Source organism: Fibrobacter sp. UWB7 (assembly GCF_900142945.1).
GTDB lineage: Bacteria > Fibrobacterota > Fibrobacteria > Fibrobacterales > Fibrobacteraceae > Fibrobacter.
In genome coordinates this window covers 129,499-146,561 of sequence record NZ_FRCO01000006.1, presented here as the reverse complement: position 1 = coordinate 146,561, position 17,063 = coordinate 129,499, and the positions used below count along the sequence as shown (strand labels likewise).

General features: G+C 42.0%; 15 protein-coding genes and 3 tRNA genes. 5 read left to right on the top strand and 13 right to left on the bottom strand.

The annotated features are described in order from the left end of the window. From BUC30_RS14070 to BUC30_RS14055, 4 genes are all read right to left on the bottom strand, one after another. Window positions 1-335: GTP-binding protein (locus BUC30_RS14070; protein WP_170861551.1), on the bottom strand; the 335-nt coding region annotated here is incomplete at its 3' end. Between the two features lie 23 nt (window positions 336-358). Then, window positions 359-430 (bottom strand) — tRNA-Thr (locus BUC30_RS14065). A gap of 42 nt (window positions 431-472) precedes the next feature. Further along, window positions 473-555, bottom strand: a tRNA-Tyr gene (locus BUC30_RS14060). 8 nt (window positions 556-563) lie between these two features. Then, window positions 564-636 (bottom strand) — tRNA-Thr (locus tag BUC30_RS14055). A 343-nt stretch (window positions 637-979) separates the two neighbouring features. Between BUC30_RS14055 and BUC30_RS14050 the strand changes: the two genes are divergently transcribed. From BUC30_RS14050 to ahcY, 4 genes are all read left to right on the top strand, one after another. After that, window positions 980-1,393, top strand: coding sequence for an acyl-CoA thioesterase (locus BUC30_RS14050; protein ID WP_073442843.1), 414 nt, complete (start codon window positions 980-982; stop codon window positions 1,391-1,393). An 18-nt stretch (window positions 1,394-1,411) separates the two neighbouring features. Then, window positions 1,412-2,749 carry a replication-associated recombination protein A gene (locus BUC30_RS14045; RefSeq protein ID WP_073442841.1) on the top strand — a complete coding sequence of 446 codons (1,338 nt, stop codon included), beginning with the start codon at window positions 1,412-1,414 and terminating at the stop codon, window positions 2,747-2,749. Window positions 2,750-2,795: 46 nt separating this feature from the next. Further along, complete coding sequence (locus BUC30_RS14040; protein WP_073442839.1) at window positions 2,796-4,397, top strand: DUF4153 domain-containing protein; 1,602 nt, start codon at window positions 2,796-2,798, stop codon at window positions 4,395-4,397. 145 nt (window positions 4,398-4,542) lie between these two features. Next, on the top strand, window positions 4,543-6,003 hold the full coding sequence (gene ahcY, locus BUC30_RS14035; protein ID WP_073442837.1) for an adenosylhomocysteinase: 1,461 nt from the start codon (window positions 4,543-4,545) through the stop codon (window positions 6,001-6,003). 143 nt (window positions 6,004-6,146) lie between these two features. Here ahcY and BUC30_RS14030 read toward each other — a convergent pair whose 3' ends face one another. From BUC30_RS14030 to BUC30_RS14015, 4 genes are read right to left on the bottom strand one after another with little or no spacing between them, the layout of a single operon-like run. Beyond that, window positions 6,147-6,359 carry a hypothetical protein gene (locus BUC30_RS14030; RefSeq protein ID WP_073442835.1) on the bottom strand — a complete coding sequence of 71 codons (213 nt, stop codon included), beginning with the start codon at window positions 6,357-6,359 and terminating at the stop codon, window positions 6,147-6,149. Between the two features lies 1 nt (window position 6,360). After that, entirely contained in the window at window positions 6,361-6,765 is a 405-nt protein-coding gene (locus BUC30_RS14025; protein WP_073442834.1) for a hypothetical protein, read from the bottom strand. Between the two features lies 1 nt (window position 6,766). Further along, window positions 6,767-7,351, bottom strand: coding sequence for a hypothetical protein (locus tag BUC30_RS14020; RefSeq protein WP_073442832.1), 585 nt, complete (start codon window positions 7,349-7,351; stop codon window positions 6,767-6,769). An 8-nt stretch (window positions 7,352-7,359) separates the two neighbouring features. Continuing rightward, window positions 7,360-7,770, bottom strand: a complete 411-nt coding sequence (locus BUC30_RS14015; protein WP_073442830.1) for a hypothetical protein — start codon at window positions 7,768-7,770, stop codon at window positions 7,360-7,362. A 494-nt stretch (window positions 7,771-8,264) separates the two neighbouring features. Between BUC30_RS14015 and BUC30_RS14010 the strand changes: the two genes are divergently transcribed. After that, on the top strand, window positions 8,265-9,440 hold the full coding sequence (locus tag BUC30_RS14010) for an AAA family ATPase (protein ID WP_073442828.1): 1,176 nt from the start codon (window positions 8,265-8,267) through the stop codon (window positions 9,438-9,440). An 84-nt stretch (window positions 9,441-9,524) separates the two neighbouring features. Here BUC30_RS14010 and BUC30_RS14005 read toward each other — a convergent pair whose 3' ends face one another. The 5 genes from BUC30_RS14005 to BUC30_RS13985 all read right to left on the bottom strand — a co-directional run bounded on the left by BUC30_RS14005 (window position 9,525) and on the right by BUC30_RS13985 (window position 17,023). Beyond that, window positions 9,525-10,265, bottom strand: a complete 741-nt coding sequence (locus tag BUC30_RS14005) for a hypothetical protein (protein WP_073442826.1) — start codon at window positions 10,263-10,265, stop codon at window positions 9,525-9,527. Next, entirely contained in the window at window positions 10,262-12,424 is a 2,163-nt protein-coding gene (locus BUC30_RS14000; protein WP_139260853.1) for an ATP-binding protein, read from the bottom strand. Before BUC30_RS14000 ends, BUC30_RS14005 begins: the two co-directional genes overlap by 4 nt. A 79-nt stretch (window positions 12,425-12,503) precedes the next feature. Further along, window positions 12,504-15,488 (bottom strand): RNA-directed DNA polymerase, encoded by a 2,985-nt coding sequence (locus BUC30_RS13995; protein ID WP_073442822.1) that lies wholly within the window; start codon window positions 15,486-15,488, stop codon window positions 12,504-12,506. A gap of 1 nt (window position 15,489) precedes the next feature. Continuing rightward, a complete protein-coding gene (locus tag BUC30_RS13990) occupies window positions 15,490-16,749 on the bottom strand; it encodes a restriction endonuclease subunit S (RefSeq protein WP_073442820.1) in 1,260 nt (419 codons plus the stop codon). Between the two features lies 1 nt (window position 16,750). Further along, window positions 16,751-17,023 (bottom strand): hypothetical protein, encoded by a 273-nt coding sequence (locus BUC30_RS13985; protein ID WP_073442818.1) that lies wholly within the window; start codon window positions 17,021-17,023, stop codon window positions 16,751-16,753. Window positions 17,024-17,063 lie beyond the last annotated feature (40 nt).

Here is a 17,063-nt window from a genome sequence, read left to right as displayed (position 1 = left end):
GGACCGTCAGTAGCGGCAACAACGAGGATAGCGCCGTCCATCTGAGCAGCACCAGTCACCATGTTCTTCACATAGTCAGCATGCCCCGGGCAGTCAACGTGTGCGTAGTGACGGTTAGCGGTGGTGTATTCGACGTGAGAAGTATTGATCGTGATACCACGAGCCTTTTCTTCCGGAGCGTTGTCGATTTCATCGAAACGCTTTGCAGCGGCGAGACCCTTAGCAGCAAGAGTCGTGCAGATTGCTGCAGTAAGAGTGGTTTTACCGTGGTCAACGTGACCGATGGTGCCGATGTTGCAATGCGGCTTACTTCTGTCAAAATGTTCTTTTGCCATTATTCTATCTCCATTTTAGTGAGAGCCCAGATCGGGAGTCGGACCCGAGACCTCTTCCTTACCAAGGAAGTGCTCTACCACTGAGCTACCTGGGCATAAGCCCTACGATGCCTTTGACACCGTAGGGCTGATTGTCGTGGGCCGTCGTGGTTTCGAACCACGGTAGGCGTAAGCCAACGGATTTACAGTCCGTCCCCTTTAACCACTCGGGCAACGACCCATTATGTAAGCCAAAGATAGGAATCGAACCTACGACCGGCTGATTACAAATCAGCTGCTCTACCAGCTGAGCTACTTTGGCACTCTTTTGTTTCAGTTCACTTAAGGAACTAAAGCGTGGCAAATTTAATAAGATTTACCCGGTCTTGTCAACAAGAATTGCGGTTTTTCTGAAAAAAAATTGATTTTTTTTAAAAAAAGGGTAAACAGAATGCGGAAAAGAATGTTAGTTGAGTGTTGATAAATTTTTAAGTGAATAAATGAGCACTATTTTTAGTAGTTTTTAGTCATTAGCTATTAGTCATTAGTTATATTTTATTCTCGAAACAACCAGCGACTATTGACCAAAGACTAGCGACCAATGACCAAATTCTAATTAGCTACTTTATACACCAGAACTTATATCCACCCTTAATAAATTACACATGGAAAACAACTTTTCTTTCAAGACCCGCATTCAAGTCCGCTATGCCGAAACTGACGCTATGGGCGTCGTGCACCACGCCACCTACCCCATCTGGTTTGAACAGGCCCGCGTGGACTTTTTCCGCGCTGTAGGAGCCCCCTACGACGAAGTGGAACGCGAAGGGTTTGCAAGCCCGGTCCTCGAACTCAACGTGCAGTACAAGCGCCCGTGCCGCTTTGGCGATTTTGTCGACGTCGAAACAAAGCTCGTACACGAAGGACGCTGCAAGTACAAGTTCCTCTACCAGGTGACTTTGAACGGCGAACTCTGCACGACCGGTTATTCCGTACACGTATTCACGAAAGGCGGAGTCCCGACACGCGAAAAGCCTGAATGCATCAAGAAAGTCGAAGACAAGATCTTTAGCGATTAATTTTTATATAGTATAACCATGGACGCCCCTTTAGCAGAACGCCTACGCCCGCAAAACCTGGACGAATTCCTCGGCCAGAACAAGATTCTTGGACAGCAGAGCCTGTTGCGCAAGAGTCTTGAAAACGACTCTATCCCCAGCATGATTTTCTGGGGACCTCCGGGTTGCGGAAAGACGAGCCTCGCCCACGTTATCAAGCAGCACACCAAAAAGCGCTTTGTCGCGCTCTCGGCAGTAGCAAGCGGCGTGAAGGAAGTCAAGGAAGTTCTCGCAGACGCTCGCCAGATGAAGCACGCGTTCATGGACACGATACTCTTCATCGACGAAATCCACCGTTTTAACAAGGGGCAGCAGGACGCACTCCTCGGCGCCGTGGAAGACGGCACGGTAACGCTCATCGGCGCGACTACAGAAAACCCGGGATTCGAAGTGAACGGGGCTTTGCTCAGCCGTTGCCAACTGATCCTTTTTGCGCCTCTCAGCAAGGAGGACTTGCGGACACTCATTTTCAGTGCACTCCGCGACCACCCGCGCGGTTTACAGCTCAAGGACGTTGAAGTTGAAGACGCTGTTGTCGACAAGCTCATCGCGCAGTCCGAAGGCGACGCAAGATTTTTGCTAAACCAGCTCGAATGGATTGGCAAGAACCTCGGCGACAATAAGAAAATCGACGAGAAACTGCTCGAAGAATTCCAGTACAAGAAGCCCCTGCGCTACGACAAGAGCGGCGAAGAGCATTACAACCTCATTTCGGCATTGCACAAGTCCGTACGCGGATCGGATCCGGACGCGGCCCTTTACTGGCTCCATAGAATGTTGCAGGGCGGCGAAGACCCGCGATTCATTTTGCGCCGCCTGATGCGCATGAGCATGGAAGATGTGGGACTTGCAGACCCGAACGCACTTTTGCTAGCAACGAGCGCTCGCGAAGCATACGACTTCATGGGCATCCCCGAAGGGCTGATTGCACTCGACGAGCTTGCAATTTACTTGGCGCTTGCGCCCAAGAGCAACAGCGTTGAGCTTGCAGGAATGAAAGCAGATTCTATCGTGAAGCAGACCGGCACTCTCCCCGTGCCACGCGCCTACCGCAATTCAGTGACACGCGTCGGGAAACAGCTCGGCTACGGGAACGGCTACGAGTACGATCACGACAGCCCGGGCGGATACTCTGCGCAGGAGCACTTGCCCACGCAACTTGTCGGCACAACGATTTACGAACCTAAGCCGTACGGGCGCGAAAAGACGCTCGGTGAAAAACTCGCACAGCTGAAGCAAATGAAGAAAGAGCGGCAGGCCCTTCGACATAAGGTTGGTGAGCCAGCCGAACCACAGGGACCTGAGGAAGGAAAGTAGTTCGCGAGAATCGCGGACATGACGGGAAAACAAAAGAGGAGGGAAAATGGACTTAGCGACAATCAAGAAATACCCGAGTCAAATCTCGACGGCGTTCAAGCGGTTTCCGCTCGCATCGGCGATGGCGTTCTTTACGTTTATCGCGCTGGTCACCAACACAGAATTTGCACGATTCGGCAACGACCATTTCACGCGGCTATTCCTATGGCTCGCCATCTACCCCATCGCAGCCATACTCGTTGCCCTTGCGACATCGCTCGTCCAGGAATCTCGAAAAAGCACAAACGCGCGCCCACAAGCTATCGCGAGCGGCACATGGTTCTTGCTATCCATTGCACTTGTTGCAGGCTTGCCACTTGACGACGATCCCTTTTACTTTGGGTGCACCGTCACCCTCGTTTACCTAATCGCCACCTTTGCAGTTTTTCTCGGACCGTTCTGGAAGCAGCCTAACGAAAACGGCTTCTGGAACTTTTTGCAAAAGAACATCAAGTCAGCGATAATTGCCATTCTCGTCTCGGCAATTTTGCTCGGCGCCATTGAAGGGCTCGTCTTAGGCTTTGCAGAACTGTTCGATTCCGACCCCGGCGAAACCATCTACCTTTACATTTTCTATTTCTGCGCCAGCGTTGTCGTCCCTATCCTTTACTTTTCCGGCATTCCGTCCATTGACGAATGCACCGAAGAAACGCCCGCCTTGAACAAGTTCGCATCAAGCACCATTCGGTTCCTGTTCATTCCGGTGCTTGCTATCGGCATCCTCCTCTTTTACGCCTATATTATCAAGTTCATCGTCTTGTGGGACATGCCCGACGAAGGAACCGTATCTGCATTCGTCTCGGGATTTATCATTTACTTGATAGCGCTCATTATTGCCATGCATCCGATGCGACTCTCGGCCGAGCAGACCACCGAAAAGAAGCTCCTGAAAATCTTCCCCGCCGCATGCATCCCGCTCGTCGTCCTGATGTCCATCGACGTCATGCACATATTTATTCAAGAATGCCTCTCGCCAGAAATCATCTGGGTCATCACTATCAATATTTACTTCTATATCATCATTGCCATCCTGCTGAAAGAAAAAATCCAGCGCAAATCAAGGTACATCGCCATCGCTTTCTGCGCATTGTTCTTCATCACCACCATTAGCCCGCTAAACGCACAAAACATCACAGATCTCGTAGGAGCAACCAAAATCGAAAACGCCCCCACCCAACAAAGCAACACCAAGACAACGTCGGTCAAAGAAGATACGACCGCAGCATTCGACTCCTTCGAAGCGGACATATCAAATTCCGATATCATTTCGTTCATCATTCCTGAAGGCGCCAAGGAAGTCGCCATCTTGGACCATTATTTTGACAAAAGCGAATTTGAATACCGGGGCGACACGATTACCTTCCGGATTACGCTCTCGGAAGATGACGAAAATGCCGCGGATTCAAGCGCCGCAAAACCAAGTGCCGCGGATTCCGCAAAAACAAAAAGCAAGGTTTACAGTTTCTACACGACAAAGCAAGAACTGAACGATTCGCTCGAGTCCATCACCACAGACCACGCCGCCATCGGAATCAAAGAACTGCATACGAGCCAATGGTCCGAAACAGGGCGCTCGCTCCGCATCAAGGGACTGTTGTTTACTGAGTAAATCGTCATCCTCGACCAACGGGAGGGGATCCAAACAGCTTGGATTAAATTTTTGACTTGACCACAATTATGCATATAACTATATTTACGCATAAATAAGATTGATAAAATTGCGCGGACGCAAAGCCACGCCAAAAGGAAACATTATGGAATACAAAATTAAGGATATCAACCTTGCGATCGAAGGCCGCAAGGAACTCGACCTCGCCGAAACCGAAATGCCGGGCCTCATGGCCCTCCGCAAGGAATACGCCGGCAAGAAGCCGCTCGCAGGCGCTCGCATCATGGGTAGCCTTCACATGACGGTGCAGACCGCCATCCTCATCGAAACGCTCGTGGACCTCGGTGCAGACGTGCGCTGGGTCTCCTGCAACATTTTCAGTACGCAGGACAACGCTGCAGCCGCCGTCGTGGTTGGCAAGAACGGCAGCGTGAGCAATCCGCAGGGCGTGCCTGTGTTCGCCTGGAAGGGTGAATCCTTGGAAGAATACTGGGAAAACACCGCCCGCGCACTCGTATGGCCGGACGGCAAGACCGCCGACCTCATCGTCGATGACGGTGGCGACGCCACCATGCTCGTGACTTGCGGTGCAGAATTCGAAGACGCCGGCAAGGTGCCTGAATTTAACCCAGAAACCGACTCCGAAGAATGGGGCGTATTCCTCGCCACCTGCCGTAAGATTTTCGAAAAGGATCCGAAACAGTGGACCCGCGCCCGCGAAGCTCTCCGCGGCGTTTCCGAAGAAACCACCACCGGCGTGCATCGCCTTTACCAGATGGCCCAGGCAGGCCGCCTGAAGTTCCCGGCAATCAACGTGAACGATTCCGTGACCAAGTCCAAGTTCGACAACCTCTACGGCTGCCGCCACTCCCTCATCGACGGCATCAACCGCGCCACCGACGTGATGATGGCCGGCAAGATCGCAGTCGTGTGCGGCTACGGCGACGTGGGTAAGGGCTGTGCACAGTCACTGCGCGGTCAGGGCGCTCGCGTGATCATCACCGAAATCGACCCGATTTGCGCACTCCAGGCCGCCATGGAAGGCTACGAAGTCAAGACTCTCGACGAAGTCGTTAGCTACGCCGACATCTTCGTGACCACCACCGGCAACACCGGCATCATTAGCGCCGCCCAGATGGAAAAGATGAAGAACCGCGCTATCGTGGGTAACATCGGTCACTTCGACAACGAAATCGATATGGCCGGCCTCAAGAAGATCCCGGGCATCAAGCGCAACGAAATCAAGCCGCAGTACGACGAATGGATTTTCCCCGACGGTCACAGCATCCTCGTGCTCGCCGAAGGCCGCCTCCTCAACCTCGGCTGCGCTACTGGTCACCCGAGCTTCGTGATGAGCGCAAGCTTCACGAACCAGACCATCGCACAGATCGACCTCTGGCTCAACGCCCAGGGCAAGGACACCGTCGCCGGCATCAAGTACGAAAGCGGCGTCGTGTACACGCTCCCGAAGATCCTCGACGAAAAGGTCGCACGCCTCCACCTCGAAAAGCTCGGCGTTCACCTCACCCGCCTCACGCAGGCTCAGGCCGACTACATCGGCGTGCCGGTCGAAGGCCCGTACAAGGCTGATCACTACCGTTACTAATAGTAGACCGCGCTGAGCTCTAACGAGATGCGCGCAACGCCTGTGTCATCCTGAGCGAAGCCCGCTAGGGCGAAGTCGAAGGATCTAACGCGAGATGCGCGGCACTTTATACAAAACGGGGCTCCATACGGAGCCCTATTTTTTTACCGGTTCCAACCGGAATGCCCATCACCGTAGACGACACCACCACCGCCATCATCATAACCGCCCAACGACGAAGTGCTTTTCACGCCCAACCAGCCGCGCATACGCTTGATGCGCGCAGAAGAAGGAGTCTGGGACGAAGCGGCAGAGGCTTGCTCCGAGGAAGCGGCTTTATCGGCCGGAGATTGGTTATTGGTTAGAGAATCGGGCATATTACTTTTCCGCATTAACAATAGAAAATTTTCCAAGTTCTGCTACGAGCTCCATGGAATCTTTCCTATAAATGTTCATCCGAATTTCGGACGGACCATTCAACATCAAAGCAATACTCATCGGAATCTGCAAATTTGACGCTCCGTCCTTCTTTATTTCAAGAGTCAATTCAGGAGTGTGAACCACGCCATTATCAACTTCAACCTTGACAGTATAAAAACCCGCATCAATAGCGCGATCCACCTTTAACGCAAAATAGACTCCGAAAAACAGCGGGTTATTCCATCGATTTTCCTGCGGAATGTTATTTTCAATAACATCCGTACCAAACACGCCAATAAGCATGAACTTGCCCGTGTTTTCCTGGCGAATCTGCTCGCACAACACAAAAGACTTTACTTGCATTCTAAACCTCCATCAAAGCAGGCTGAGCAAAGGAAGACAACTCAGCTTTTTCGTTGCTTGCGGCATTATTGAATGCCACAATTCCGGCCGCTTTAAAAACGTCAGTATTCAAATAGAACGATCTTACCGATGAATCCACCGCCTTTATTTTGTCCACGGTCTTTTTAAGAATTGCAGCTCGTGCGTATGATTCGTCAAAACCAGCCTCAGCCACAAGAGTTAACTCGGGCAATATCGAAACAAACCTAGACAAAGCAATTGCCGCAGCAGATACTTGAGTCCCCTGTTTCCAGCGATTAATCGTATGCGGAGCCAATCCCAAAGCACGCTCCAAACGACTGTCGGAATAGCCGCACTCGTTCACTTTTTTCAACAAGGTTGGGACACTCTCCTTTGCCCGTTCTAGGATTCTACTCTGCACAACCTTTTTCGATTCGGAATCCAGCAAGATATCTGACATGCAATCATTGCAATGACATACGGAAATTTCTTGTTGCACAGGTTCCGCCAGTGGAACAATCAGGGTCCGAAAATCCTTCTTGATTTCAATATTTTCTGAATCGCATACAGGACATTTTGTAATCATAAAAACCTCTATAACATCGGGAAACGGTTATCTAATTTCAAGGACTTGATAAACATTATCGTGATAATCTTTTCCGCCTTTTGATTCACCTTTTCGCATAAAGCCAAATAGTAATGTTGATCATCGTAAGGAATACTATAAGCATACACCGGAGTGCCGATTACGCCGACCTCGGGCCTGCGCAAAGGTTTTACTCCCAGACATTCAGGAACATCCTTGATTTGCAACAGCCATCGGCAAATATCCTCGCGGGGATTGATGATATTTAACCGGTAACTTACTTCTTCCGTAGGGGCCTTGGCATACAATTGTATTAAGGCACGCTTCTTTTTGCAGTAACTCAGTAACTGTAGCCATATTTCAACAGGGTCCTTCGGAGGCGAAGAAAAGGCAACGATTTCATCGTTTTGCGTTTCCATACGCCCCCTATTTACACATTATGTGTAAAAATATAAATTTTTGACAACAAAAAGACAACCCCAAAGGGGATAAAAGCCTCCAAAACCGCATTGTCCAGAGAAATTGATGAAGCGCCCACCTCAAGGCAAATAATTCAACAAGCATATACATCCTTTCCGCCTACAAGCAAAAAAAAGCGGAGTAAATCGTTCACTGATAAATATAATTTCACTCAAATGTCAAAAGATGACAAATTGAAATTTTAAGTCATTTTTGGAACCAACTTTGCAGTTGCCGAGTTTTCCTCGGTAGCAGAACTGTTTCCAAAATGGAAATAGTTGAAAAATCTACTATAAGCTAAATTGTGCAGTTGTTAACTGCAAATTTTTTTTCAATTCTTCCGCAGCTGTTCGGAATTTCCGAACAGCTCAAATCAAATTTAAACATTCTGTCCCAAAATACTTGTATTTTGTCCCGTAATTATTTATATTACGAAATAAGGTAGGTCAAGTCCATGAAAAAGAAGAATGTCATCAATCTGATTCGCTATTACGCCGAGAAAAACGACCCCGCTTTCCGCGAGGAGGCATACGAAATTGCTCGGGATTTTGACGCTAGCGGCGATTTTCAGCTTTCGGAATACATCATGGCCCTTATGTCCAGCGCGAACGCCTTTGTGCCGCAAATGCACGAAGACCAGATGACTTTTTTCCGCAAGGTCACCCCTTCGCACGATTCGCTGCCGCTCCCCACGCCCATTGAGAAGGACATTATCGGAATCATCAACGCCATCCAGCGGAACATGGGAATCAACAAGTTCCTATTCCAAGGTGCACCCGGAACAGGCAAAACCGAATCCGTACGGCAAATTGCCCGCATTCTGGAGCGCGACCTGTTCTGCGTCGATTTCGACACTATCATCGACAGCAAGCTCGGCCAGACGCAAAAGAACATCGCCGCACTGTTCGACGAACTGAACCATTTTGCGCACCCCGAAAAAATTCTCGTCCTGTTCGACGAGATAGACGCCATCGCTCTCGACAGAACCAACTCTCACGACCTTCGCGAAATGGGCCGTGCCACGTCAGCCATTCTCAAGGGCTTCGACAACCTGAACGAACAGATTACCATCATCGCCACGACGAACCTTTTCAAGCACTTTGACAAGGCCCTTTCCCGCCGTTTCGATTTAATTGTCGATTTCAACAGATACACGCAAGAAGACCTGCAAGAAATCGCAGAATCTATTTTGAACAGTTTCCTCGATGATTTCAAAATTGCAGGCAGAAACCCACGCCTTTTCCGAAAGATTCTCGGCTTGAACAAGAAATTGCCCTGCCCAGCTGATCTGAGAAAAATTATCAAGGCGGACATCACATTCAGCGACGCAACCATTGAATGCGATTATCTCAAGAATATTTACAAGTCATTCGTCGGCAGCACCCCCGACGACTTGCATAAATTGCAAACGCAGGGCTTCACCGTCCGAGAAATCGAAATACTCTCCGGCATCTCAAAAAGCCAAGTTTCACGAATCCTGAATGGAGACGGACAAATAAAAAACGCCCCCAAGGAACACCAGAAACGCCGTTCCTTGAACGCAACCAATTTACTCTTTCTCAAGCCCAAAAAGAAAATCAACCTTGCAGAAGTGTACCGCAAGGCTGAAGAGGAAATTGTATGGGGGTAGAGATTTATGACCTCACGGACACGGGGCCTTAAGATGTAAGCGTCCCCACAATTATCGTCCTACACCATTCCAGAAAATATAGCATTATTTTTCCGATGACCACTTTCTTATCTTTTTCGAGACATCTCTTTTTAGTTTGCCTAAGGATGTTTTACTTATATCACAATCAATATCAGGAAATAAAAACCTTTGTACCACAAGAGTCTTTTCCAAGGAGTCATCTTTATTACCTAGAGACTTCATTTTTAGCATAGTACCAATCTCACTAAGTCTATAACGATTATTTAAATATCCATTTTTTATTATTTGACAAGCAACATCTTTATGAAATTCATATCTCTCATTTATTTTTAAATCTTCAATCGACTTTAATGCACGACTGTTATTGCTAACACACTTTATTCCAATATTTTTTTCATCCATCAAACGGCCCACTTTTATAATATCAATTACAAAAAAAGCTAGAGAATCAAAATCATCATAATAAGGATGTATATGCGAAGAGCGTGTAAAATTTTTTTTGAATTTTACACGAGAATTACATTGTTGACAACAAGGAATAAGATTATCCCATACCAATTGTTTTATTCGAACAGTAGATTTCTTTTCAAAATGATCAAAATCAGGTCGGCAAACAAGCCTTTTTTTCACCGTATATGTGTAATTGATATTACAATAAGGGCATATTTTAATATTGTACAAACATGCGACTTGATATGCATCAGCCTTCGCTCTTGAAAACGCATCATACCCTTTACGCCTATATTTATTCAGTATTCTTTTTATTTCTGTTACATTATCATGTGGAATTTCAATCTTTTTCATTGAACCTCCCTCTCCAATTTTTCCAGCAAGAGATTTCTTAATATAGAGTCCGACACTAGCTCAATTTTCTTCTTTGCCAAATGATAATCCGTTGAATTTTTTCTCAAACTAGGAAAGGTATTTATTAAATCATTTAATTGCTTTGCAGCAAATTCTCCTATTGTATTTTCCATAAACATTGATTCATAGAACATTTCGCCAATATTCCCCGCAAAGGTACTTCTCTTTGATAAAGAGTAGTTGGGCACTCCATTTTCTTTCAAAAACAAAGTTCGGCCTGGTTGAATATCAGATAGAATAAAAGGCGAATGTGTAAGAATTAATACATTAAAAAAGCAATTCCAGACCTTACTTTGAGACTCGCCTCTTTTTTTATAATCATCTCTAAATGTTTTAAGCATAATTATCAAGCGATCTGTAAATTGTCGTTGAAATTCAGGATGAAAACACAATTCAACTTCGTCAAAGACCAAATTAATGTTATCATATTTAACTCTGTCATGAGGAACAGACAACAAATTTGATATATGATACGCATGTATCGACAATGTTTGCAACATTTGAGTTTCGCCAGAACTAATTTGACGATAGGTTATATCAGAAATGCGACCATCCTTGAGCACCTTATCCATATACAATTCATAGTCAAAAAATGGAGGCGGCAAGCAATCGTTTACATCATCAATTGTTAAATCATCTCTATTCTTTCCTCTCAAGAAAATCGATTTATTTATATAATCAAACCGATTAAAGAATTCACATTCGTTCCAATTATAAGAATTACAAAACGATTCATTTGACAAAGCCAAGAAATTTACCGTTCGTCGAATTTTTCTTGTGATATGAGATTCATCATTCTTAATCTGCCACATAAGATGATCTATAAAGGGAGGAATTAGGATAAACTGATTAGTTACAAAGTCATATTTTACAACATGAGTATATTTGTTAAAAGAATCATAATTACGAATAATTTTAATTATTTTTAATTGCAAATACATATAAGCGGTTTTCGCAATATCATTATCCTTATAAGATAGTCCAAATGTATCTAATATTTTTTTCAAAAAAACATTTTCTTCGCTCACAAAAAACTCTTCATTCAAAAGACTTAAATTTCTTTCAAACTGTTCTTGCATCTTTTTCGTAGGAATAAAAAGAGGGTCATCTTTTCGGCGCTCAGCAAAGCAATCAAAAGCATCGCTGTGAATAAGTTTTTCAAAACAATTCTTTTTATATTTTTGATTAAAAGTCAATGAAAAATTCTTAAAGACATAAGGCGAAAATATATCCGCTCCATTTTTTTTATAATATACCAACAACGAGCTTAATCTATCTTTTGATAATTCTATCTCATTATTTACATCTATAATACCATTATCGCGGAATGGATTTAAAACAACGGGTCTGAAATACCCATCATTTTTATGAAAAATAGCTCTAATCCAAGATTTATTTTCAGCAGCAACTTCGCCACGTGTTCTTTTTGCAACAGTTCCCCCTTGTTTGTACGGCGCATAGTATGCAGCAATATAATTTTTGTCAATGAAGGAATGAATTGAATAATTCGATACAATCGTATAAAAAAATTTCCCTAAAGCATCTTTTTCATTCTCTTTGCTCAAGCCCCCTCCTTTATAGGAATCATTCGCAACCCTAGCGTCATTTGGATCATAACAAAAAGATTCATCTGTTAATCTTTTTTGATTTACAACATTATCATCAACAACCAATATTCCAGTAATATCAGACTTATAAATTACTTGATCCTCTAACGTCAACACATAATCATTTGCACCTTGAGTATAATAAAGTCTTAAATACAAATCTGCGATATAAAGAGCATGCGATTCGCCTTCTCCATTTTCATTTCTATCAATTATATATCCATAATTATTCGCTGCAGCAAACAATAAATCCATTAAAGTACTTTTACCGCACCCATTCTTACCAACAATGGCTTGGATATTTACACCTTCGCCATAAAAATGTGTAGAATGGAAAAATACATTATTTTTCTTCAAATTTCCACATTCATCAAGCGTATAATAATCATTTAAAAGATACTTTCCTTTTTTCAAATTTTTGTACAAAGCTTCGTTATCAAGCCCATTTGAGTTGCGCAAAACTTCTATACAATTTATCATAAATTGTTCCATAAGTCATCCTTTGATTGAAAAAAATGAATACATTTTATATTGAAGTTTATAAGTAAATTTGTTTGATTAGACTTTCGCACTATTTTTTCCTAACAAACCAACCTGCAGACAGAGGTTTTAATTCGGCTTTGTCAATTTTTTTCTCCTTGCCCGTTAAACGCTTGCCACTTTTGAACCGAGCAATATTTGATTCAATTTCATAGTTTTTGTCTTTATAATATTGCTTGCGCCCCTTTTTCATCTCTGCAATATTAACTTCACCTATAATCACATTATCATTTGCGCCGCCCTTTAATTGAACGACTTCTTTATGATTACGATCATATGGTCCAGTTATTCTACAATCACCAAATAACGAAGTATTTGATTGGGCGACAATGCATTGCAAATCTCGTGCGGAAGAAGAGATAATATTCGAGAAATATGTCGTATCATGATTATAAACCGATGCTGTAAGCAAATCACAACGGCCTTTCAACAAAGCACGAGCTCTAATATCAGTTAATTCAAAGCAAACCAAAGGAGCAACATACATTCCTCGCCAATAGAATGTAGCATACTCTTTAGGAACAGCATCTATACATCTTTTCCCAACTTCTGAAAACATTACTTTTTCATCTGGAGCATAATCATTTTTTTCTCGTATATGGATAAATGTTTCCTTGAATACTTTTGGATTTTTATGCATATAAGGAAACGAACTAAAAAGATAATTACAAACTCTATCATTCTTACCATCAATATGTTGCAAGCCGGCAATTATCGCTATTTGTGTCAACTTTGAAAAACGAATAAAATCTTTCAACCAATAAATGGGGATACAAGCTTCAGGCATTATAAGAATATTACACATATTTTTTTGACAGAACGAATACATATCCTGAAGAATTTTATTTAAAGTTTGCTTATATTCAAAGCTCCTCTTTTTAGCATTTAACGCATTCGGTTCATATTTTAAACTTGCTACACCAATATAAACTTTGCTAACATCATGATATCCAGGAATAATAAATCTTCTTAAATTATACTTCGCATTTGGATTGTTTCTATTACCATCTTTTACTTCCACATGAGCATTATCTTTTTTTAAATAATTAACGGCTCTATAAAATTCGTAGCTTTCAGAACTCGCATAAGCCGCCTTTCCTGAACGAATTCCACGCCGATGCTGAGAAAAGAACAACAACAAAGATATTTCATCATATTGGATAAAACGTGGACTCCACTTCAATTTTTTATTTTTTTGCCAATTTCCATATAGCTTCCCCAAATCACTAATTTTCATCGTCAAATAAGAAACATCATTGGAGTAGTTAAAATAATTGGATAACGGTATAGGTATTAAAGAATCATCAAAATAATTCGCCGCTATAAATTTATCCACCCATAATTTGGTTTGCGTTTTATTATATGTACGAACTTTACTGATTAATTCAACATTCAGCGACAAAGCGGAATAAAAACCAACATTTAGGCAATCTTGCAAAGTTTCTCTCAATTTTAAACAAACACTTTTTCCCCGTTTATATTCTTTTTTTAAATAATCAAAGGAAATATCATCCAAATGTCGTTTTACATATAAGAAAAAATTTTTTATATCATCCCATCTATTTATAATCACTAAAAAATAAAGATACTTAATCCAAAGATGATAATATTCAATACATCTATATCCTGAAAAGAAACGATTTATCTGTTCTACATTTCCAGAAATATTTTTCTCTATATTATTCTTTCCTGATATTTTGTCTTCAGAAAAATTAACTCTTGAATAATTAGTCAATAATGATGAAAAGAAACGACCTATTTCAAAAGAATCAACATTTATTTGTCCAATATCACGAATTTTATCCTTTACCGACAAAGATTTTATGTCAAAGGCTTCTTCCTCAAAAGATGTTAATTTCATTTCATAATCAGGTAGTGGATTGATTTCACTTGGAATGAGCCTAAATGTTTTATTATATGTATCTATAATAGCTTTTGATTCCAGACAATCAATTGATATTATCTTAATCTTCCCATTTTGTATATTTAAATTTGGGATTTTTTGTAAAAAATATCCATCTCTTTTACTTTTTAACACACCCGTTTTTACAAGAAGACGATCTATCACATCTTCATTTTTTTCCGACTTTTGTACAGAGTCATTAAAAACAAATAACATATCATCTACATATCGACCATAATATGAGATGGCATTCAACGATCGAACATCCTTATCAAAATCAGTCAAATAAAGGTTCGCCAAAATCATTGAAGAAAAAAGCCCCAATGGCAATGGATACTCATTACTATTAAAACCTTTAATATCTCTGTTATATAAAGACAGAATTTCCTTATACCTTAAGTAAATTTTTTCCTGAATCAATGATAGATTTTTCAGTTTTCTTAATATTTGTTGCGACAAATGCTTTCGTAAAGAAGCGAAAGAGAATTTAACAGAATAGTAATATGACTTTAAATCAAGTGAAATTAGGACAGAGTTCTGATGATTTTCGTAATTATCTTCAAGAGATCTAAAAGCTCCATTTCGCCATTGATTGTATTGATTAAAGTAATGATAAAAAAAGCGATTACTTTCAAAGCCTCCTGAGGGATTTACTGCATCATAACGAACACAATTTGCATAAACATCACCACTTAATACATTTTCATCAAGCATTTCTTTTGAAAGAAACATTGACCAAACAACATCCAACAACATAAGTTCTATTGGAGCATTGATAAAAAAATTTACTGTTTTTAAATTTTTATTCTCAAGAATTTCGTTAGTTACCGGTTTATCTGAATTCGTTTCAACTGATTCAAACTTTTTGGGAAGTACATAAACATCAATTTCTTTATACAACGATTCTAAATAATTTATCGTTTCAACTTTTTGGGGATGACGAAGAACATCTGCAATTTTTTTCAATGTCGCCGTCATAGATTTAGAATCATATTCAAAATCTACAATTTTCTTTTTTACAGGCAATAAATTTTTGTTTTTGTAATAATAGGCTTTCAATTTCCTATATGCACATTCAAGTACTTTTACCGCTTCCGCCTTACTGCTAAACATATTACCCTACCACTACTTGGCCATTCATTAAAAGCGGGAGGAGTTTATCACGTAGTTTTGTGAGGCGAGAGATTTCTTTGTTGTTCTTTTCGATTCGCTTGAGATGCGGTTCAACAAAGGAAATAAACTTTTTCATCAACGGCTCAGATGGCATCAAAACTAGTAGTTTCTTGATTGAGCGAACATTAAAGCTCATAAAGAACGAGCCTTGATCCAAATTGTTTAAAATCTGTTCCTGCATGTAAAGGCTCTTGAAGAAACATCTAAGATACCAAGGATTGATTTTTTCAGGGCGAACAGCAGTGATGTTTCTGCCAATGGCACACAATACTCCTTCAGGCACCATTCCCATGTCTCCGGCACGACCAGCATTCGTAAACAAGAAATCATTTTCCTTAACACAAATGCGACTCGTCCACTCGGCAAAATCTTTTTTTGAAATGTAGTATTTGTCTGATAAATCTATATAGCCTTCTTTAGTAATATTTTCGAGAGCAAGCAAATAAGAGTTTTCATCTTCATAGCAATAATCAGGCTTTTTACTGTGCAGGCAATCAACAACCTGACACAGTTCATTTATATCTACAACTTCCCATCCCGCTGGGATTTCGCGCTTGAGGGTGGGGTTGTAGGTCATGGGGCCGCCGGTGGTTTTGTAGGGGTGGCCGTTTTTGTCGGGGAAGTCGTATTGGACGAACCAGTAGTCGTATAGGCGTTTTGCCATTGCTTCGAGTTTCTGGTTCATCTTTTTGTTCAGAGCGATTTTGTCATCTAATGCGGAAAGAACGGACGCGATTTTCTTTTGCCCATCCAATGTAGGTACATTTTGTTCATACCTATACATTGTAGGATGACCAATATTGGGTTGCGCTGATGAACTATCTACATTAGCGAAAATAAACTTTCTAAAATTTGGTTGCGATACCAAATAATAAAGAAATGATTTATCATAACCATCTTTGGGTATAAACTTACAAACACGTTGATTTATGTAGACATTCTCTTTACTGCCATCAAATAAACCAACTTTTCCAATAGTCGCCCCAGTCATTGCCATCACAAAATCACCTTTAGACAATAACGTTCTATCATCTTTTGGTATGGCACTAACATTTTCAAGATTCATCACATCTATAGACGGCGGCTGGATATCTGTAATCTTAACGGCAAAATTATCCCCAGATCCAAAATCCGATGATTTAAAAGCATAGCCAGGGACTATATCACACATTTCTTTTAAAGTCACTTTAATCATTTCCATACTATCTTCTGCCCGCCTTTTTCCACAAGTATTTCGCTCTTGCAATTTCCATTTTACTATAGCCACTTAAGGAAAATGGTGATGAATTAATACCCATAGCATCCAATTCTGCTTGCGCTTCCATCCGTTCCATTTTAGCCATTTCTTTTTTAGCCAATTCTTCTTTTTCTGCTTCGTATTTTCGTTGCTTTTTATAAATGACAATAGGAACAATGACTGCGGCTAATGCAGCAAAGAACGATAATAAACTAATACAAAGAGTTGCTATTTCCATAATAAACCTTTACTAGATCCTTCGACTTCCCCTATCGCGC